Source organism: Devosia elaeis (assembly GCF_001650025.1).
In the GTDB taxonomy this organism is placed as follows: Bacteria; Pseudomonadota; Alphaproteobacteria; order Rhizobiales; family Devosiaceae; genus Devosia; species Devosia elaeis.
In genome coordinates this window covers 18,504-38,580 of record NZ_LVVY01000077.1, presented here as the reverse complement: position 1 = coordinate 38,580, position 20,077 = coordinate 18,504, and the positions used below count along the sequence as shown (strand labels likewise).

The 20,077-nt window shown below is 65.4% G+C and carries 15 protein-coding genes; 5 read left to right on the top strand and 10 right to left on the bottom strand.

Annotation, left to right across the window (positions count from 1 at the left end; genetic code table 11):
* Positions 1 to 17 precede the first annotated feature (17 nt).
* Positions 18 to 1,523, top strand: coding sequence for a DUF6600 domain-containing protein (locus A3840_RS08545; protein ID WP_131798278.1), 1,506 nt, complete (start codon positions 18 to 20; stop codon positions 1,521 to 1,523).
* Between the two features lie 35 nt (positions 1,524 to 1,558).
* Here the strand turns inward: A3840_RS08545 and A3840_RS08540 are convergent, their stop codons facing one another.
* Positions 1,559 to 1,948, bottom strand: a complete 390-nt coding sequence (locus A3840_RS08540; protein WP_067454848.1) for an Hpt domain-containing protein — start codon at positions 1,946 to 1,948, stop codon at positions 1,559 to 1,561.
* 353 nt (positions 1,949 to 2,301) lie between these two features.
* Between A3840_RS08540 and A3840_RS08535 the strand changes: the two genes are divergently transcribed.
* Complete coding sequence (locus A3840_RS08535) at positions 2,302 to 7,398, top strand: apolipoprotein A-IV repeat region-like domain-containing protein (protein ID WP_067454846.1); 5,097 nt, start codon at positions 2,302 to 2,304, stop codon at positions 7,396 to 7,398.
* Positions 7,399 to 7,446: 48 nt separating this feature from the next.
* Here A3840_RS08535 and A3840_RS08530 read toward each other — a convergent pair whose 3' ends face one another.
* The 5 genes from A3840_RS08530 to A3840_RS08510 all read right to left on the bottom strand — a co-directional run bounded on the left by A3840_RS08530 (position 7,447) and on the right by A3840_RS08510 (position 11,870).
* The gene (locus A3840_RS08530; protein ID WP_067454844.1) at positions 7,447 to 7,866 is read right to left on the bottom strand and encodes a hypothetical protein; all 420 of its coding nucleotides are present in this window, start codon (positions 7,864 to 7,866) and stop codon (positions 7,447 to 7,449) included.
* Positions 7,867 to 7,935: 69 nt separating this feature from the next.
* On the bottom strand, positions 7,936 to 9,135 hold the full coding sequence (locus A3840_RS08525) for an MFS transporter (protein WP_067454841.1): 1,200 nt from the start codon (positions 9,133 to 9,135) through the stop codon (positions 7,936 to 7,938).
* A gap of 136 nt (positions 9,136 to 9,271) precedes the next feature.
* Entirely contained in the window at positions 9,272 to 10,072 is an 801-nt protein-coding gene (locus A3840_RS08520) for a UDP-2,3-diacylglucosamine diphosphatase (protein WP_067454838.1), read from the bottom strand.
* Between the two features lie 125 nt (positions 10,073 to 10,197).
* Positions 10,198 to 11,280: a glycoside hydrolase family 3 N-terminal domain-containing protein gene (locus A3840_RS08515; protein ID WP_082903752.1), complete on the bottom strand. Its 1,083-nt coding sequence runs from the start codon at positions 11,278 to 11,280 to the stop codon at positions 10,198 to 10,200.
* A 101-nt stretch (positions 11,281 to 11,381) separates the two neighbouring features.
* On the bottom strand, positions 11,382 to 11,870 hold the full coding sequence (locus A3840_RS08510) for a MarR family winged helix-turn-helix transcriptional regulator (RefSeq protein WP_082903751.1): 489 nt from the start codon (positions 11,868 to 11,870) through the stop codon (positions 11,382 to 11,384).
* Positions 11,871 to 11,935: 65 nt separating this feature from the next.
* On the opposite strand from A3840_RS08510, the gene A3840_RS08505 reads away from it, so the two are divergent.
* On the top strand, positions 11,936 to 13,126 hold the full coding sequence (locus A3840_RS08505; protein WP_067454835.1) for an FAD-dependent monooxygenase: 1,191 nt from the start codon (positions 11,936 to 11,938) through the stop codon (positions 13,124 to 13,126).
* Positions 13,127 to 13,140: 14 nt separating this feature from the next.
* Here the strand turns inward: A3840_RS08505 and acs are convergent, their stop codons facing one another.
* Positions 13,141 to 15,090, bottom strand: coding sequence for an acetate--CoA ligase (gene acs, locus A3840_RS08500; RefSeq protein WP_067454832.1), 1,950 nt, complete (start codon positions 15,088 to 15,090; stop codon positions 13,141 to 13,143).
* Between the two features lie 177 nt (positions 15,091 to 15,267).
* On the opposite strand from acs, the gene A3840_RS08495 reads away from it, so the two are divergent.
* Positions 15,268 to 15,840 (top strand): GNAT family N-acetyltransferase, encoded by a 573-nt coding sequence (locus A3840_RS08495; protein WP_067454829.1) that lies wholly within the window; start codon positions 15,268 to 15,270, stop codon positions 15,838 to 15,840.
* Positions 15,841 to 15,973: 133 nt separating this feature from the next.
* Here A3840_RS08495 and A3840_RS08490 read toward each other — a convergent pair whose 3' ends face one another.
* The 3 genes from A3840_RS08490 to A3840_RS08480 form a co-directional block, all read right to left on the bottom strand.
* Positions 15,974 to 17,299: a lipopolysaccharide biosynthesis protein gene (locus A3840_RS08490; protein ID WP_067454826.1), complete on the bottom strand. Its 1,326-nt coding sequence runs from the start codon at positions 17,297 to 17,299 to the stop codon at positions 15,974 to 15,976.
* Complete coding sequence (locus A3840_RS08485) at positions 17,296 to 18,471, bottom strand: lipid II:glycine glycyltransferase FemX (RefSeq protein ID WP_082903750.1); 1,176 nt, start codon at positions 18,469 to 18,471, stop codon at positions 17,296 to 17,298. Before A3840_RS08485 ends, A3840_RS08490 begins: the two co-directional genes overlap by 4 nt.
* A 135-nt stretch (positions 18,472 to 18,606) precedes the next feature.
* Positions 18,607 to 19,299, bottom strand: coding sequence for a YjbE family putative metal transport protein (locus A3840_RS08480; protein ID WP_067454821.1), 693 nt, complete (start codon positions 19,297 to 19,299; stop codon positions 18,607 to 18,609).
* Between the two features lie 390 nt (positions 19,300 to 19,689).
* Here A3840_RS08480 and A3840_RS08475 point away from each other — a divergent pair, with 390 nt between their 5' ends.
* The gene (locus tag A3840_RS08475; RefSeq protein ID WP_067454818.1) at positions 19,690 to 19,881 is read left to right on the top strand and encodes a hypothetical protein; all 192 of its coding nucleotides are present in this window, start codon (positions 19,690 to 19,692) and stop codon (positions 19,879 to 19,881) included.
* The last annotated feature ends 196 nt before the right edge of the window (positions 19,882 to 20,077 follow it).

Genomic DNA, 20,077 nt, shown 5'->3' with positions numbered 1-20,077 from the left:
GGCCCAGGAAAGTGAGAATGAAAATGCTTAAGTCCCGTCTTCTCGCAAGCGTCGCCGCGGCAGCACTTTGCCTTCCCATCGCCGCCCTCACCCCCACCTTGCCTTTGGGCGTTACAGCCGCCCAGGCGCAGACCGCCCAGATCAGCTTCCAGCTCTTCTTCGATCAATTGGAGCCGCACGGCGTCTGGGTCCGGCATGCCCGCTACAATTATGTCTTCTGTCCCACCGGCGTCGACGCCGCCTGGCGTCCCTATACCCAGGGTCGCTGGCTGTACCTGGCCGATTACGGCTGGTATTTCGCCTCCGAGGAACCCTTTGCCTGGGCCACCTACCATTACGGCCGCTGGTTCGCCGACCGGCAGCTCGGCTGGTGCTGGGTGCCGGGCACCACCTGGGCACCGGCCTGGGTCAGCTGGCGCAGCAGCGACAATGTGATCGGCTGGGCGCCCCTGCCGCCGGAAGGCGAGGACATCACCACCATTTCCATCGAGGTGAGCCGCCGCGAACTGCCCCAGGGCTATTGGGTCTTCGTGCCGGTCGACCGCTTCATCGAGCCGCAATTGTCGGTGAACATCGTCTTTGGCAACCAGGAGCCCCAATTCTTCACCGAAACCCAGTTCCTCGGACCGGTGCAGGTGGAAGGCGACCTGGTGGTCAACAATGTCATCGACGTGACCCATATCGAGCAGACGATCAACCAGGAGATCATCATCTATAATGTCGAGGAGGCACCCGAGCCCGGCACGGAAGTCGCTTCGACCGATACCGACACGGTGCAGATCTTCACCGCCGATATCGAAGCCCCGGCTGAAGATGTGGCGCCGCCCGAGGCCGTACCGGAGGAAGAGGCGGCCCAGGTGATCGAAAGCGAAGGCGGCACGGTCAGCGGCGCTGCCGAGATCGAAGCCGAAGGGGAAGCCACCCCGCCGGCCGAAGGCACGGTTGAAGGCCAGGAAAGCACCGAAACCGGAACGGAGGTCGAAACCGCTCCGACCGAGGACGCTGCTCCCGCCGACACGGAAGCCGCCCCGACTGAAGAGACGGCCCCTGCCGAAGAGGCTGCTCCTGCCGAAGAAACTGCTCCTGCCGAGGATGCCGCTCCTGCTGAAGAGGCCGCTCCCGCAGAAGAGCAGCCGGCCGACGCCACCGAGGCGCCCTGCCCGCCCGACCAGCAGATGGTCGACGGCGTCTGCCAGCCTCTGGCCACCGAGGGCAATGATGCAACGGGCACCGATACACAGACTGAAGCCCCTGCGCCCGAGGCCACCGCGCCCGCCGGGGAGCCTGCCGCGCCCGAGGCGGCGGCGCCTGACGCGGCCCCTGCGCCAACCGAGCAGCCTGCCACCCCGGAACAGCCCGCCGCGACCGACAGCCAGGTCCCTGCTGAGGAACCTGCCCCGGCCGAAGAAGCTGCGCCGGCCGAAGCCGAACCTGCTCCTCCCGCAGGTGACGAACCCCTGGTCTGCCCGCCCGAGCAGATCGTGGTGGAAGGACGTTGCGTACCTGCCGAACAGGCGCAATGACCATATGAAAGGGCGGCCCCCGGGCCGCCCTTTTCCTATTCCGCCTTGTCGGTCAGCATGCGGGCAATGAAGCCGCGCACCTCTTCCACCGCCATGCCCAGATCGGCGACGCGCTCGGCCTTGAGCGGGCGCGCATCGCGCAAGTCGTCTTCGAGGCTTTTGGCGAGATCGACGATTCCCCAGGCCCCCACCCCGGCCGCGGCGCCCTTGATGGCATGCAGGTTCAGCGCCAGGTCGTCAAAGCTGCTCGCCAGGGTCAGGCGTTCGAAATAGGTGGTCAGCGTCTTGTCGAACAGGCGCAGGATTTCCAGCTCGAGATTTTCGTCGCCCAGGCATTGCCTGGCCAGATGCACCAGGTCGATGGGGCGCGCGGCGCGCGCCTCGCCTGCCGGAACGGCTGTCTCTGCAATAGCCCTCTGCGCCATCCTGGCCTCTCCGCATGTTCCGCGAGGCCCTGTGCCCGCATTCCTGTGCACGAGCTTAGGACCGGCGCGTGAATCAGAGATTAAGCCACATCTTCGCCTTGGTTTGACCGTCCATTCCTTAACGTTTCCCACCCAAAAATTAACCTTTGGGTAAGAAAGCGTTCGGTTTGCATAAAATTGAATGTATGAATGGGATTTGATCCAGCACGCGGCGGCGAGGGTTGGAGGGGCAATGCGGGCATTTGCATCGAATTGTTCCGAAATGGCTTTAGGCCCGGAAAGGGCTGATGCGTCATGACAACTCCCGAAATCCGCCTTGTCGCTGACATGTCGACGCGAGAGTTGTAAAGAGTATGGCGAAGAATCCGACCCCCCAGAACGATCCAGCCGCGTTGGCCTTCTCGGCCGTAGAGGACGCTCTCAAGGATTCCGTGTTCAGCCTGGACAATTCGGCCCAGACCCAGCCGGAGCGCAAGCCGGCCGATACCCCCCGCTCGGAACGGCTCCGCGCCGCCGACAAGATCGCCCAGCAGGCCGGCGCCGTCGCCAATGACGACCGCATCTCGGCCTCCAAGCTGCTTTACGGCCTCCAGACCCGGTCTTCCGCCGCCCCGACCTGGCTGGCCCTGCTGCTCTCCATCGTCTGGGTCGCCGCCACCGGCCTGGTCGCCTGGCTGCGCCTCGGCCCGCAAATGGCCGATCTGGGCACCTTTGTGGGCTCCATCGAATTCGTCGCCACGCTGGCCATCATGGTGCTGCCGGTGGTGGGCTTCTTCGCCGTCGCCACCCTGTTCCGCCGCGCCGCCGACCTGCGCAATGCCGCTTCCTCCATCACCCAGGCCGCCATTCGCCTGGCCGAGCCCGAAGTGACCGCCGCCGACAAGGTCGCCTCGGTGGGCCAGGCCGTGCGCCGCGAGGTCAATGCCCTGGGCGATGGCCTGGAGCGCGCCCTGTCCCGCGCCGGCGAGCTCGAAGTGATGATCCACAACGAGGTCACCGCGCTCGAGCGCACCTATTCGGACAATGAATCGCGCATGCGCGCCCTCATCGCCGAACTGGCCAGCCAGCGCGAAAGCGTCCTCACCAATACCGAGCGCGTCCGCGAGGCCATCACCGAGAGCCATACGGGCCTCGTCTTCGACCTCGACATGATCAGCCAGCGCATCGCCGGCACCATAGTGGAAAGCGGCGGCAACCTGACCCGCGCGCTCGAAACCGCGGGCAATACGCTCAATTCCGGCTTCAACGAACGCGCCGACAGCTTCGTGGGCCTGGTGGAAAACCGCACCACCGATTTCCTCGGCGCCCTGGACGATCGTTCCAACCGGCTCGCTCTCGGCTTCGAGGAGCAGACCTCGGCCATGGAGCGCGCCCTGGACGACCGCGCCGCCCAGCTCAATTCCGGCATCGAGAACCGCATCGCCGTGCTCAGCGACGCGCTTGACGCCCATGCCAGCAGCATCGCTTCGGCCATCGATTCCCGCACCCAGCAGATCGCCGACCGCACCGACGCGGTCACCGCCACCTTCGAGGATCGTTCGCGCAGCATTGCCGGGCTGATCGAATCCCGCACCAGCGAACTCGCCTCCGCCTTGGACGAGCGCACCACGTCGCTGTCCAACCTGCTGACCGACGGCGGCTCCTCGCTGCTCGACCAATTGCGCCATCGCGGCGACGAGGTCAGCGCGGCGCTGGGCGAGATCGGCTCGCGCGTCGCCGGCGATATCTCCAGCCGCGCCACCGAGGCCGAATTGCTGCTGGCCACCATGTCGCGCCAGCTCGATGAATCCGTTTCCATCCAGCTCAACGCGCTGGACAGCCGCCTGCAATCGGCCATCATCGAGATCAACGGCGCGCTGGACGACACCTCCGAGCGCGCTCGCCTGACCCTCTCCACCGCCGGCCAGGATTCGCTCAGCCTCTTCGACGCGCGCCTCACCGAGATCACCGGCCTGCTCGACGAAAAGCTGCATGCGCTGGACAATGTCATCGGCGACAAGGGCGAGAACCTCATTTCCCGCCTCGACCAGCAGGGCACCAGCTTCGCCGCCCGCGCCAATGTGCTCGAAATGGCGCTCAACGAGGAATCGGGCCGCTTCAACGACATCGTCGCCGAGCGCACCCGCGAATTGGGCGAAGTGCTGGGCGCCAAGACCAAGGCCGTGTCCGAAACCATCGGCCATCGCGCCCGCGAGATCGCCGACACGCTGGACAGCCATGCCGGCCTGATCGCGGAGACTTTCGACAGCCGTGCCGGCCATCTCGACGAAATCCTGGCCAACCGCGCCAATGAAGTCACCGAGGCCATCAGCGCCCGTACCGGCGAGCTGGACCAGACCCTGGGCGCCCGCGCCACCGAGATTGCCGGCACCCTTGCCGCGCGCTCGGAGGAATTGCAGCGCAATCTCGGCGCCAGCACGGCGGAAATCGCCAGCACCATCGCGGCCCGTTCGGAAGAATTGCAGCAGGCCCTGGCCACCCAGGCCGGTGAAATGAACGACGCCATCCGCCTGCGGTCGCAGGAACTGGGCCAGACCCTGGGCAGCGGCACGCAGGCTTTCGACCAGGCCATTGCCGGCCGGACGCAGCGCCTGGCCGATACCCTGTCCGAGCGCACCAACGCGCTGTCGCTGGAAATCGAGACCCGCACCAACGACCTGTCCAGCCAGATCGACGAGCGTTCGGTCACCCTGGTCAACCGCCTCGACGAGCGCACCCGCGCCCTTTCCGACACGCTCTCGACCCACACCACCTCGATCGGGGAAACCATCGGCCTGCATACCAGCGAGCTGGCCGAAACGCTCGACCAGCACGGCGCCCGCGCCCGCGACACCATCGATGCGTCGCTGCGCCAGGTCACCAGCACCATGGAAAGCCGCCTGGACGACATGTCCGGCCTGGTCTCCACCAAGGTCGCCGAGATCAATTCCAGCCTCGGCGATGGCCTCGACACTGCCATTACCCGCATTTCCGACGCCGAAAAGGGCGTCGCCGCCAGCATCGAGCATGCCAGCCAGAGCGTGGGCGAAAGCGCCCGCCAGGCCGCTTCCCTCATCGAAAGCGGCGTGACCTCGGCCCGCAACGCCATTGCCGAAATGGTCGATCAGCGCCTGGGCACCCTGCCCGAGGCCATCACCGCCCGCGCCGACATCACCGCCGAACGCCTGGCCGCCCTCAACAGCTCGATCAGCACCTCGATCACCCAGTCCATGGCCGATCTCGAGGCCGGCGCCGACCGCATCGAGGAAACCATCGCCACCCGCATCACCTCGGCCGCCCTGGCCATTTCGGAGAATGTGGAGAGCACCGCCAACCGCATGGACGGCGCCGTGCGCGACGCGCTCGACCAGATCCGCCTCGCCGCCGCCAATATCGACCAGATCGTCTCGGTCAAGGCCGTGGGCGCGGTGGACGCCATCGAAGGCCGCCTCACCGACATCAACCGCACCGTCGAGGAGAAGACCACTCAATTCTCCGACCTGGTCACCTCCCGTTCGGCCGAGCTGCAGAACGCCCTGGCCAGCCATGGCAACCTGCTGCGCGATGCCCTGTCGGAAAATGCCCAGGAAGCCGAGCAGATCATGTCGGTCTCCACCGGCCGCATCCTCAGCGACGTCACCAACGCGCTCAACAAGCTCAACGATTCCAACCTGCTGCTGCAGCGCGTGCTCGACGCCTCCACCGCCAACCTGGCCAGCCTGGAAAACAGCGTCGCCCAGCAGACCGCCTCCTATTCGAACACCATGCGCGAAGCCATGGGCCAGACCGAACAGGCCGGCACCATGGTCACCCAGCATGTGGGCGCCCTGCAGAACACCATCCGCTCCATGGTCGACGAGTTCAGCTCCATCCTGGGCCGGCTCGATGCCGAGGCCAGCGGCCTCACCCAGGCCTCCCAGGCCCTGGAGACCAGCAGCAGCACCGCCCTCGAAAACCTCGAGGATCGCCGCAGCGCCATGGATGCGCTGGCGCAGAGCTTCGCCGCCCGCGCCGACGATATCGACGGCCGCATGCGCCTCTTCGCCCAGACCATCGCCGATACGGTCAACGATACCGAACGCCGCCTGATCTCGGCCCGCCGCGCCATGGACGACGCGCTGCAATCGACCTCGCATTCGGTCCACGACATCCTGGAGCAGACCACCAGCGCCGTCACCGGCGCGCTGGAAAGCAATACCAACGCGGTCAACAACGCGCTCTATGCCACCAATGAGCGCTTCTCCAGCCAGCTCAATACCAATGTGGCGCAGATGGACAATGCGGTGCGCCGTGCTGCCGACGCCGCCGCCATGGCCCTGGAGGACAATGCCGCCAAGGTCAGCGACGTGCTGGCCTCCACGGCAAGCAGCGTCACCGACGTGCTCACCACCACCACCAGCACCCTGGCCGACACGATCAACGACTCGACCAGCTCGGTGCGCAGCGCCATCGCCTCCAATACCGGCCAGTTGCGGCGCGCCCTGGACGAAACCGCCGGCGAAGTCACCGGCAAGCTGGGCGAGTTCCACACCGTTGCCGATGGCGAAGGCCGCCGCGCCAGCGCCGCGCTCCAGGAAGCCCAGCAGCGCATGGTGGGCGAGATGCAGCGGGCCATCGAGGACGCGACCCAGCGCTTCGCCGAGACCGCCCGCGCCATGCGCGAAACCGCCCGCGAAGTGGGCGGCGAGCTCGAAGCCACCCGCGCCGAGCTGGCGCGCGGCGTCAACGAGCTGCCCGAGGAAACCCGCGCCAGCGCCGCCGCCATGCGCCGCGTCGTGGCCGAACAGATCGAGGCGCTGAGCGAGCTCAACGCCATCGTCCGCTCGCAGCCGGCCAGCCATGACCTCGTGGATCGCCGGGCGCCGCAGCGCGCTCCGCGCCAGCCCGAGCCGCAGGCCTATCAGCCGCCGCGCCAGCCCGAACCGCGCGAGACCTATCGCCCCGAGCCGGCCCCGGCCCGTCAGGCGCTGGTCGATCCGATCCGCCCCGCCAATGTCGAGCAGCCGGCGCCCGTCGCCGCCCCTGCCCCGGCACGCGCCCCCGCACCGGCGCCGCAGGCGGCCGAAGCGGAAGGCGGCGGCTGGCTGCGCGACGTGCTGCGCAATGCCTCGGCCCAGCAGGCCGGCAATGCTCCCCAGGGCCTCTCCGGCCTCAGTGAGGAAATCGTCCGCGCCATCGACGACGGGGCGCTGGCCGAAGCCTGGTCGCGCTATCAGTCCGGCGAGTCCAATGTCTTCACCCGCCGCATCTATACGCTCACCGGCCAGGGCACCTATGACGAGGTCCGCAAGCGCATGCAGCGCGACGCCGATTTCGCCCGCACCGCCCAGGCCTATATGGGCGAGTTCGAGCAGCTCCTGAAGCGCGCCGCCGCCGGCCCCAACCCCGCCGCCGAGACCCGCGACTACCTGCTCTCGGACCGCGGCAAGGTCTACACCACCCTCGCCCATGCCAGCGGGCGATTGAGCTGATTGGCAGACATGGAAAACAAGAAGGCCCCGGAGCGATCCGGGGCCTTTTTATTTGCCGGGCAGCGAGCGCACCCGTTTGGCGCCGATCAGCCGTCGATATTCCGGACGCTCGGCAAACTGCTCCAGGCTCCAGATGGCCGGCACGCCGACACTCTTGGCGAGGTGGAGCACCCCATCCTGCCCGGTCCATAGCCCGACATGCGCGCCATAGGCACTGTCATTGGGCCCGAACAGCATGAGGTCGAGTGGTTCGAAACCACCTTCGACCTTTTTGGTATGCACGCGATCCGACCAGAGGTCGCTCGACCGGAAAGGCGGCAGGACGACACCGAAATAGGCGAGTACCGCATAGGCATAGCGCTGGCAGTTTGCACCGCGTCCCAGCCCGTAATCGCCCGCAGGAATCTGCGAGCCTTCGTATGGCACTTCGAAGAAGCGGAGCGGCAATTGGCGCAAGAAGTCGGTCACGGGTCGAGCTTGGGCTTTGGTTTGCCCGAGACTGCCACACCGGCGGAGCTCACGAAAAGTCCGAACTTCCTATGCGACTAAAGCCCTCGGCGGCCGCAGTTTCAGCGACCAGAACACGCAGCCGATCGCCAGCAGCGAGGTTACGGTCGAATAGAAGAACGCATAGCTGCCGAAATGCTCGATCAGCACGCCGAACAGGATCAGCGCCACCATGGCCGTGGCCATGTTGAGCATATTGGCAAAGCCCTGCGCCTCGGCGGCATTGGCCTCGTTGGTCCAGTTGGCGATGAAGTGCACGACGCCGAAATAGCCCATGCCGAAGCTGAAGGCATGCAGCAATTGGGTGAAGAACAGCACTTCCACCGGCGGATTGAACGCCATGATGGTGAAGCGCAGCAACCCCGCCAGCGCTCCGGCCAGGATCATGTTGCGCGCCGTCACCCGGCCGCCGAAGCGACGCCAGGCAAACATCAATATGGCTTCGCCCACCGCCGCCACGCCCAGGAGCGGGCCGAGGAAATAGCTGGGTATGCCGTTCTCGTGCCAGAGCAGCGCGGCAAAGCTGCCGATCAGCGCATTGGACGAATTGACCAGCGCAAAGGCCAGCAGCGGCAGCACGAACCAGAGCTTGAGGCTGTCCCTGAGCCGGCTGGCCGGCGGCAGGGCGTCCGGCGCGACATCGGCCAGCGTCACCTTGGGCGCCGGCGACCGGAAGCGCGGCAGGAGGAAGGCCAGGGCCGCGCGTACCAATACGGTGACGATATAGAGGGTGACGAAGGCCCCCGAGCCCATGACGTTGAGCAGCAGCCCCAGCCCGCCGGCCGCGAAGACATAGCCCACCGTCGCCCAGGCGCGCACCACGCCGAAATCGGTGCCGTTGCGCCGCGTCATGCGCACGCTGGCCGCGTCGATCACCGGCGCCACCAGGCCATTGCTGGTCGCGGTCAGCGCCCAGATGGTCAGGATGCCCCAGAATTCGGAGACGAAATAGAGCGGCAACGGCGCCAGGGCCGAGGCGATGGAAATGTAGATCAGCGCCGTGCGCCAATCGTCCGCCTTGTCGGCAATGCGCCCCACCAGGATGTTGAGCAGCAGGAGGCACAGGGTCGGCAGGGCATTGATGATGCCGATCTGCTCGCCGGGAATGCCGTGCTCGCTGAGCCAGATGCCGAAGAAAACCGAGGCCACGCCGCCGGGAACATAGACGGTAAATTGATAAATGGATGCGCGCAGCTCGGGAGAGTCCCAGCGCGAAAGTGCCGATGGCATGGAAAAAACAACTCCGGGCGTAAAACCACGCCGCGTGTCGTTTCGTGCCTTGTAAATCGTTGCAATGCAAGAGCCCGCCATGGCCCGCGGATGGCTTTTATCCCGCCGGCCGTCCCCGGGCCTCCAGCGGAGAAAATTATTGCCCTTCGGCGCGCCGGGTGCGGATGCGGCGGGATTCGCCAGTGACCATTTCGGTCCATTTGATCAGCTCGAACCCGCCATCGTGATTCTCCACGATCGCGGTGCAGCTCTCCACCCAGTCGCCGGTATTGATATATTGAATGCCCAGCCGGTCATGGATATCGGCGAAATGGATATGGCCGCAAATGACCCCGTCCACCCCGGATTCGCGGGCCTCGTGCACCAGCGCCTCCTCGAAGCGGCCGATCACCGATACCGCATTCTTCACCTTCTGCTTGGCCCAGGCGCTGAGCGACCAATATTGCAGGCCCAGCCGCCGGCGCACCCAATTGATGGCGATATTGACGCGCAGGGCGGCGTTATAGGCCCAATCCCCCACATGGGCGAGCCATTTGGCATTCATCACCACCACGTCGAACTGATCGCCATGGATGACCAGATAGGTCTTGCCGGTAGCCGAGGTGTGAATGGTGCGGTCCACCAGCTCGATCTCGCCGAAATAGGTGCCCAGATATTCGCGCAGGAATTCGTCGTGATTGCCCGGCAGATAGACGATGCGCGTGCCCGCATTGGCCTTGGCCAGCAGCAGGTCGATCAGCATGTTGTATTCGCCGGGCCAGTGCCATTGCTTGGCCAGCCGCCAGCCGTCGACGATATCGCCGACCAGGTAGATGGTCTCGGCGTCATGCGCGCGCAGGAATTCGATCAATTGCCTGCTGCGGATCGGCTTCATCCCCAGATGCACATCGGACAAGAACAGCGCCCGGACATGCCGGACCTCGCGGTCATCCGCCATCAGCCAATGGCCTCCTGCTGGTTCGGCGGCACATTACCCGCTGGCGACACCGCTGCAAACATGGCGATGGAGAAAGCCGGGGAAACTTCGAGCCGTCCCACAGGGCAAATTGCGCTGAACCGCGCCTAGTCGATCCGCGTCTTCAGCGCCACGATCCGCGCATAGCTCTGCTCGATGCGCGCCGCAAAATCGGGATCGGCCTCCGCCTCGGCCAGGAGGATATCGAGCACTTCACCCGACAGGCCCGGCCGGTATTTGGCGGTATTGGAAAACAGCAGCACGTCCATGCCGGCGCGCACTGCCCCGATCACCGTCTGCTCCAGGGTGAAATGATCGCGGATGGCGCCCATTTCGAGATCGTCGCTGATCACCACCCCGTCGAAGCCCAGCTCGTCGCGCAGCACCCCGTCGATCCATCGCGGCGACAGCGAGGCCGGAATCTCTCCGTCTCCATCGGCATACTCGGCGTGGTAGAGATGGCCCACCATCACCATGTCGGCCAGCCCCTCCCCGATCAGCACCCGATAGGGCTCGAGTTCGTCCGGGCTCCAGGTCTTGGTGATATCGACAAAGCCCTCATGGCTGTCCGCCGTCGAGGAGCCATGGCCGGGAAAATGCTTGAGCGCGGTGATCAGCCCGGCCGCATGATGGGCTCGGATGAAAGCCTCGTCATAGGCGATCACCGTGTCGGCCTCGTCCGAAAAGGCGCGGCCGAACCGGGCGATGATCTGGTTGTCGGGATTGGTATTGAGGTCGGCCACCGGCCCGAAATTGACGGTAAAACCCTCGTCGGCAATGCCCCGGGCCATGTCGGCATAGATGGCCTGCGCCTGCTCGGGGCTGTTGCGCGCCGCGATGGTCGCGGCATTGGGAATTTCCTTGAACCCCACATCGGCGGTCAGCCGTTCCACCGCCCCGCCCTCCTGGTCGAGCGTGATGAAGGGCGGCAGGTCCGGCGCGGCGCCGCGGAACATGGCGTTCATCTCGCGCAGCCCGGTCAGGGTGGCGACATTCTTCTTGAGATACATCACCCCGCCCAGCCGCCCGGCCGCCAGTTCCTCCGTCACGGCCGTCACGCCCGGGTCATCGGCGTCCTTGCCCTCGAAACCGACAATGATCATCTGGCCGGCCATCTGTTCCAACGTGGCGGCGGCGGCCGGCTGCGCCAGGATCAGCAAGGCGGCGATGGCGGAGACGGAACGGAGCAAGGGAACACCAGGCGCTGGAATCGGAGCCGGCAGGATGAAGCGCAAATGGCGGCAATACAATGTTCACCCGCCCGCCCCATGCCCATACCCCATCACAATGCTCAGGGCTTGGTGGTTCGGGCCACCAGCCGCTCGGTCATGTCGTCCTGAACCGCAATGGTTTCCTCCAGCACTTCGGCCACCACCAGCAATTCGGCGATATCGCGCTTTTCGTAGACCGGCGCGCCGGCTGCCGCCAGCGGCATATAGACGTCCCGGATAAGCGCCTCGGTGGCCGGCCCCGCCTCCACCAGCACCTTGCGCCGGTCCTGCGGGTCGGGACGGCGACGCACGAAATCACGCGCCTCCAGCCGGTCCACCAGGGCCGTCACCGCCGCCGGCGTCAGCCGCGTCGCCTTGGCGATGGCGCTGGCCGTCTGCGGTCCGCTGGTGAGAAAGCTGAGGCACAGCCGCTCGCTGGCATTCAGCCGGAAAATCTCGCCAACCGTCTCGTCATAGCGCTGCGTGGCCTCCTGCCAGCGCACGATGAGCGCGCCGATCCGGCCGATCAGCTCCGGCTTGCCGGGTCTTGACTCATTTAGTTCGACCATCTAACTATCATATCATTGAATAATTCGATTGTCGCATTATGTAGCGACTAACAATGTGAGGCAAGATGAAACCACGTATCGGCATTGTCGGCTCGGGCTTTGCGGGGCTCGCTTTGGCCATCGCCCTGGCGCGCAAGGGCCACAGGCCCAGCATCATCGAGAAGCGCAGCGAGCAGCAATTGCTGGGCGAGGGCCTTTTCGTCACCCTGGCGCCCAATGGCATGAACGCCCTGCGCGGCCTCGGCCTGGCCGAAGAGGCCCTGGCGCAGGGCGTCGAGACCAGGGGCCTGGTTCTGCATAACGAGCATGGCCGCGTGCTCGGCGATCTCGATTATCGCCGGCATGCCCAGGCCTTCGCCGCCCCTTCGGTGACCATTCGCCGCGGCGCGCTGGGCGGCATCTTGCTGGAGGCGGCCCGTACCGAAGCCGTCGATATCCGCTTCGGCGCCGCCGTCCAGGCCGTCACCGAGACCGATACCGAGGTGCGGGTCACCACCGATGACGGCGTCGAGACCGCCTTCGACATTCTCGTCGCCGCGGATGGCCTGCGCTCCACCGTGCGCCAGCGCGTCATGCCCGATCTGCCCGCCCCAATCTTCAACGGCCTGCAGGGCAGCGGCGGCATTGCCGATATTCCCGACATTCCGGCCACCAATGGCCGCATGCTCATGACCTTCGGCCGCGATGCCTTTCTGGGCTATATCAAGGAGGAAAACGGGCCGGTCTATTGGTTCAACACCTATCGCGCCGGAGCCGACAGCCGCCCCGCGCGCGACGAGGACCTTGCCCGTCTCCTCGCCGACCTGCACCGCACCGATCCCGAGATCAACCGCCGCATCATCGCGGCCGCCGATCCGGCATCGCTCCGGGTCTATCCCGATTACGACATGCCCGGCCTGCCCCGCTGGTCCACGGCAAGAGTGGTGCTTGTCGGCGACGCGGCCCATGCCGTGACGCCGCATTCGGGCCAGGGCGCGTCCATGGCGCTGGAAGACGCGCTGGTCCTGGCCGCCTGCATCGAAGCCGAGGCCAGCCCCACCGGCGCCTTCCAGCGCTTCGAAACGCTCCGGCGCGACCGGGTGGCGGCGGCCGTGCGTCTTGGCCGGCAGGGCGGCGCACCAAAAAAGGCGCAGGGCTGGCTGGCCCTGCGCCTCCGCGATCTCGTCCTGCCCCTGTTCGTGCCGCTCGGCCAGAAGGCGCAGGAGCGCCTGTTCGCCTACCGCGCCGACCTGCACCCCCTGGCGCCGCCGGACTGAGGCATTCCCGGCGATCAGGCCGGCTTGTTCTGCCGATTGGCGATCAGATCGTCCACCACGGCCGGATCGGCCAGGGTGGACGTATCGCCCAGGGCCCCGAAATCATTCTCGGCCACCTTGCGCAGGATGCGGCGCATGATCTTGCCACTCCGCGTCTTCGGCAGGCCGGGCGCCCATTGGATGAAGTCCGGCGAGGCGATCGGCCCGATCTCCTTGCGCACCCAATTGCGCAATTCGGCCCTCAGGTCGTCGCTCGACGGCTCGCCCGCCATCAGGGTCACATAGCAATAGATGCCCTGCCCCTTGATGTCGTGCGGGAAGCCCACCACGGCGGCCTCGGACACCTTGGGATGAGCTACCAGCGCGCTCTCCACTTCGGCCGTGCCGAGACGATGGCCGGACACATTGAGCACGTCGTCCACGCGCCCGGTGATCCAGTAATAGCCGTCCTCGTCGCGGCGGCAGCCGTCGCCGGTGAAGTAATAGCCCTTGTACTGGCTGAAATAGGTTTCCACGAACCGTTCATGGTCGCCATAGACGCTGCGCATCTGTCCCGGCCAGCTGTCCTTGATCACCAGCACGCCTTCGGCCTTGGTCTGCTCCTGCAGCTTGCCCTCGGGCGAGAGCACGGCCGGCTGCACGCCAAAAAACGGCTTGGTCGCCGAGCCAGGCTTGGTCGGAATAGCCCCGGGGAACGGCGCGATCATGTGCCCACCGGTCTCGGTCTGCCACCAGGCGTCCACGATCTCGCAGCGCTCCTTGCCGACATGCTTGTGATACCAGAGCCAGGCTTCCGGATTGATCGGCTCGCCCACCGTCCCCAGAAGACGCAGCGTCGGCATGTCGTGCTTGTCCGCAAATTCCGACCCGGCGCCCATCAGCGCGCGGATCGCCGTCGGCGCCGTGTGGAAGATATTGACCTTGTGCTTTTCCACCACCTGCCAGAGCCGGCTGGCGTCGGGATAGCTGGGAATGCCTTCGAACATCAGCGTCGTGGCGCCATTGGCCAGCGGCCCATAGACGATATAGGTGTGCCCGGTGATCCAGCCGACATCGGCGGTGCACCAGAACACTTCCCCGTCCTGGTAGTCGAAGCTCAGCTGGTGGGTCAGCGAGCCATAGACCAGATAGCCGCCGGTCGTATGCAGCACGCCCTTGGGCTTGCCGGTGGAACCGGACGTGTAGAGGATGAACAGCGGGTCTTCCGCATTCATCGGCTCGGGCGGGCAATCGGCATCGACCTTTGCCGCTTCTTCCTCATACCAGACGTCGCGGCCGGCCTGCATGTTGACCGGATTGCCGGTGACCTTGACCACGATGACGCGCTCGACGCCCTCGACCTTGGCCAGCGCCTCGTCGACATTCTTCTTGAGCGCGATGGTCTTGCCGCCCCGGCGGCCTTCATCGGCGGTGAGGATGATCTTGCTGCCGCAATCATTGACGCGGCCGGCAATCGAATCCGGGGAGAAACCGCCGAAGATCACCGAATGCACCGCGCCGATGCGCGCACAGGCCAGCATGGCGACGGCCGTGTCGATGACCATGGGCATGTAGATGGTGACGCGGTCGCCCTTCTTCACGCCATTGGCCTTGAGCACATTGGCGAAGCGGCAGACGCGCTCGTGCAATTGTCGGTAAGTCACCTTGTCGTCGGTGCCCGGCACATCGCCTTCCCAGACAATGGCGGTCTGGTCGCCGCGCGTCGCCAGATGCCGGTCGAGGCAATTGGCGGAAACGTTCAGAACGCCGTCCTCGTACCACTTGATCGAGACGTTCGGATATTCGTAGGTCGTGTTCTTGATCTTGGTGGGAAAGCTGATCCAGTCCAGCCGCTTGGCCTGCTCGGCCCAGAACCCGTCGGGATCCTTGATCGAGCGCTCATAGAGCTCGGCATATTGCGCGGCATTGATATGGGTGCGTGCGACGGCAGCCGCACTTGGCTGAAACAAGAGCTGGTCGCTCATCGTTTTCCTCCCTAGGTCTCTCCCATGGACCGTTCTAGTGAGCGGACCTGCCAACGGCAAGACCCTGTGCCTGCGACTTCATGCCTATTGCGGCAAGGGGATATGCCGAATGGGCAGGGGTACGCCGCGTTAACCGCCCTGCCCTAAACTCGTCCGGCCATCACCAGGAGCAGAGCCATGGCCGAGATGACCATCCGCGCCGCGACCCATGCGGATATCGATCTGATCCACCGCGAACTGGCCGACGTCATCATGACCTCGCCCCATTACAGCGACCGCTTCAAGGCCCATGAGGCGGGCCGGCTCGACAAGGCCTTCCTGCGCGGCCTGCTGGCCATCGATCCCTGGCACATCATGATCATGTGCGCCGATGGCGTGCCCGGCGGCGCCATGATTTCCGGCCCCGAATGCGGCGCCATCTTCCGCTATTGGAGCTGGGTCTTCCCCTCCCACCGCCAGACCCGGCTGGGCATGTTCGGCATGCGCGCCTTCGACGAGCACTGGGACAATTCCCGCTTCCACAAGGCCTTCACCTTCGTGCGCCCCGAAAACGAGGTCGCCCGCGCCCTGCTCAAGCGCTACGGCTACCGGGAAACGGCCCTGCTCGAAAAGCACATTTTCGGCGAGGATTACCTGCTCATCGAAAAGTTCTACACCCGCCAGGAGGGGCCCTATGACAGCGGCTATGTCGGCCGCATGGGCCGGCTGAAGCAGAAGCTGAAAAGTCTCGTGGGGCTTGAGCACTTCTGATTGAAGCACCAGCAGACCTCATCCTGAGCCTGTCGAAGGGCGAGGTCGCGGCACCCAAGTATCGGCGTTCCCGACCTCGTGGTTCGACAGGCTCACCATGAGGTCTTCCGCAGAACGCTGCCGAATACCGCCCTCACTCCGCCGCCGCCGGGCGGGGACGTGTGCGGAACCATTGGCGGATGGAGACGTCGATCCCCGCTGTGCGCAGCGCGATGAGCCATAGCGCCACCGACCAGACGCTGATCGCGATGATCGCCGCCATGGCCGCACCCACGAGGTGAAAGGCCGGCACCAGCAGGAAATTGCCCGCCACCAGCGTGCCCATGCCCAGCGCCACAGCCGGCAGGCTGGCCCAGGGCCGGTCGTGGATCGAAAGGACCATCGAGGCGGGGCCCAGCGCCGAGCGCACCACCAGCGCCAGGCACAGGATGGTCAGGGGCACCGCCCCGGCGATGAAGCCGTCGCCGAACAGCAGGAGCGCGAAGGGACCGCCCAGCGCCACCAGGCCGAACAGGGCCAGCGATACCAGCGTGGCCACCACATTGGCCTCACCCACCTTGCGATGGAACGCGCCGCGATCGTCCTGGGCCTCGCTTTCGAACATGTCCGGCAGCGTCACCGCATAGACGGCCGCCACCCCGAAGGAAATGAGCGAGAAGATGCGCGTACACACGCCGAACACCGCCAGTTCCTCATGGCTGAGCAAATTGGCCAGCAGCAGCAGGTCGATATCGAAGAAGAAGTCGGTCGCCAGGGTGATCATCACCCAGGGTGCCGCGAACCGCCACCAGCGCGGCCATTCGCTGGCCCGCAAGTCAGCGCTGTCGGCAATGCCGCGCACCGTGGTCACCACGAAGCCGAAATGCACCGCCGAAATGATCACATAGCCCAGCGCGATCACCCAGAGCATGGCGTTGAAGCCATCCACCGGCGCCTCGAACAGCGTCGCGCAGGCCAGGAACGTGCCCAGCACCACCATGGGCCGGAAGATTCCGTCGGCAAAGAAGCCGGCAAAGGGGCGTTTCAGCCCGACCAGCACCCCGCCATTGACATAGACCAGCGCCGTGGCCAGGGCCAATAAGGCCACGGGCACGAAATGCCCGGCAATGGCGCTGCCACCCTGCCCCAGCAGGTTGAGCAAAGCCGGCCCGCCCAGCAGCACCAGCACGAAAACCAGCGCCACATGCCCATAGGCGCGCTTGAGAAAGGCGATCAATTGCCGCCGGTCGTTGCGCGCTCGGTATTCGGCCGCGAAATAGGTGCCCACGGTCTGGAAGCCCAGCGGCATGGCCACGGCGATGAGGTTCACCCCCGCGATGATCAGCAGATATTCGCCGAGAATGGCCGCGCCCCAGAACCGCGCGATGAAGGCCTGCACCAGGAAGATCAGGCCGGCGCCGAACAGGCGCCCGCCGAAAATGATGGTGGATTGGGAGGCGAGCCTTTTGGCCAGGCTCATTTGAGGTAAGCGTCCAGCTCGGGCCGCGCCTGATCGGGCTTGGCCTTGTCGGGCCGCAGCAGGTCGATTCCGCGCTTGAGCACATTGACCACCTCGCGCGCCGTGAAGGCGGCGGTGCCGAGCGCGAAGGCCAGCGGATGGGCGGCATAATTGGCCACGGGCGGCACCGGATGCACCTTGCCCTCCTCGCCCACCATGCCCTTCTTGAACTGGTGCAGGCCCTGGAAACCGTCGGTCCCGCCCAGATCGTACCAGCTGGCGCTCGTATGATCGCGCAGCCAACGGATGATGTGCCAATGCATGAAATAGCCCGCCCGCAGCGGCAGCGCCTTTTCATTGGTGGCGCCATAGAGATAGACCGCCCGGTCGCCGGCCTTGAAGATCAGCGCGCCGGCCACCACAATGCCTTCGTGCCGCACGAAGAACAATTCCGGGCGCAGCTTTTCGTCCATGGCCATCAGCGCATCCAGCGTGTCATAGGCCGAATGGTCGGGAAACTGCTTGCGGTCGGTCATGGCTTCATAAAGCGCCTTGAACTCGCCGAGCCGCTCCCTGCCGGCATGTTCGAAGACGAGATCGGATTTTTCCGCCTTGTTGAGCTGGCGCCGCCAGGTCTGCTGGAAACTCTTGCGCTGCGCCTCATCGCTCAGCCGCAGGTTGACGAGATAACGGTGCGGGTAGGTCAGCGCGAAGCCGCGCTTGAACCCGCGCGCCCGCAGGGCCCGGTATTCCGCGTTGACCGGGGCCGGCGAAGCATGGGGCAGGATCGAAACCATCATGCCCCGCCCCTCGGCATATTCAGCCACCAGCGCATCGATCATGCCCGCATAGATCGCCGCGCCGTCCGGTGCATCTGCGTCGGCCAGCATCGGCGCCCATTTGGCCAGCGCGATATGGCCGAGGCCCAGCGGCAGCTTCTGCACCATGATCAGCGCGCCGCCTACGATACGCCCGTCCTTTTCGAACAGGTTCGGCTCCAGCCCCACGCCCGGCCAGCGGATCGCGGCGAAGCCATGCAATTGCTCCTGGCAGACGCCGTCGAAATCGGCCACCACCGCATCCCAGCGCGCGCCATCCACCCGGCGCATCGCCAAAGGGGCGGCCTTGCCTTCGCTCGCGAGATGCGGGGACAGACTTGCGGTTTCGGGAACCAATCCTGCAATGGCCGACATGGCTGGACTTCCGGCTGTGTACGTTCAGCCCGAACCTAGCCCGGAGCGGTGTGCAAATCCCTATTGGCACCCCTCAAATGCCGCAAACCTTCGCCCGTGGTTACCAAAGGCTTCTGGGCACGGATGGCCGGCCGCTCAGTGGCCGGCGGCCACGGCATGCGGCGTATAGAGCAGCGGAATTTCGGGAATGGCGATGAAGGCGCCCAGCCCCTCGAGCCCCATGCGGATGGCCACGAACAGGATCATCAGCAGGCCGATCCAGGCGATCCAGCGGAACCGGTGCAGCAGCCGCGCGATGAAGGTCGCCGCCACGCCCATCAGCACGACCGACAGGGCCAGCCCGAACACCAGGGCCTCGAAATGGTGCTGCGCCGCGCCGGCCACGGCCAGCACATTGTCCAGCGACATGGAAACGTCGGCGACGATGATCTGGATGACGGCCTGGCGCAGCGTCTTGCGCGGCGCCTTGGCGGCCACCGAACCATCGGCATTGAGGTCGGCATCGGCCAGCGCCTCGGTCGCCTCCTGCTCTTCCTCGTGGGAAACGGTCAGCTCGCGATACATCTTCCAGCAGACCCACAGCAGCAGCACGCCGCCGGCGATCAGCAATCCTCCGCCCAGCGACAGCAATTGCGTGGTCAGCAGGGCAAAGCAGATGCGCAGCACCGTCGCCGCGAGAATGCCGATCAGGATGGCCCTGCGCCGCAGATCCGGCGCCAGACCCGCGGCCGCCAGGCCGATGACGACGGCATTGTCCCCCGCCAGCACCAGATCGATCAGGATGACCTGGAACAGCGAAGACAGGAAACTCGGATCGAGGCCGAACATGTTTGGGATCCTTGCAGAAGAGCCGGAGCGCGCAGAGCAGCTACTCCTCCCCGTCCGGTCCGACAAGGGCAAAGAATGGAAAACAGGACGAAAGTATCAGCTTTTGCGCGCCAGCCGCCTTTCCCGACAGCCTCGTGACAGAAAAGTCGGCGCGGCCGGCCTTTTCGCGGCCCGGCAGACAAAAAGAAGCCCCGAGGTTGTTCACCTGCGGGGCTCTTTTTATCGGTCTTCGATATTTTTCAATCGCTTTCCGACACTGACACAACGGCCGGCGCCGGCAATGGTTGCATCGGTTCCGATTTTTTTTCGAATAAATTCCCGACCCCGCCGCGTCCCGCCCGGAACCTCGCTCCCTGCTTGCAGTTGATCCGGTAGGCAAGGAGAAGTCCCATGCAGAAGCGCCATATGCTGATTGCCATCGTCGTCGCCCTGATCGTCGTGATCTTCGCCGGCATGGTCTTTACCGGCGTCAACCAGGCGCCCTCGGTCGATGGTTCGGTCACCTCCACCGGCTCGGAAAACCGCGGCAGCGACACCGGCGTCGCCGCCCCCGCCGCGCCGACCGACACACCGGCCCAATAATCGCGACGCGATGGCGCGCCGGCCGCTGAAGCGATCCGTCTGGCCATTCACCGTCAAAAAGGGAAACCTTTGGTGGGTGCACAAGGAACAGCACTCGAACCATCATGGTCGATATGGTCAATAAAACAGCCGAAAACATAGATTTTTCAGCTAGTTCATTTGACCGTACGAGCATCTCTGCCCATATTAACAACCA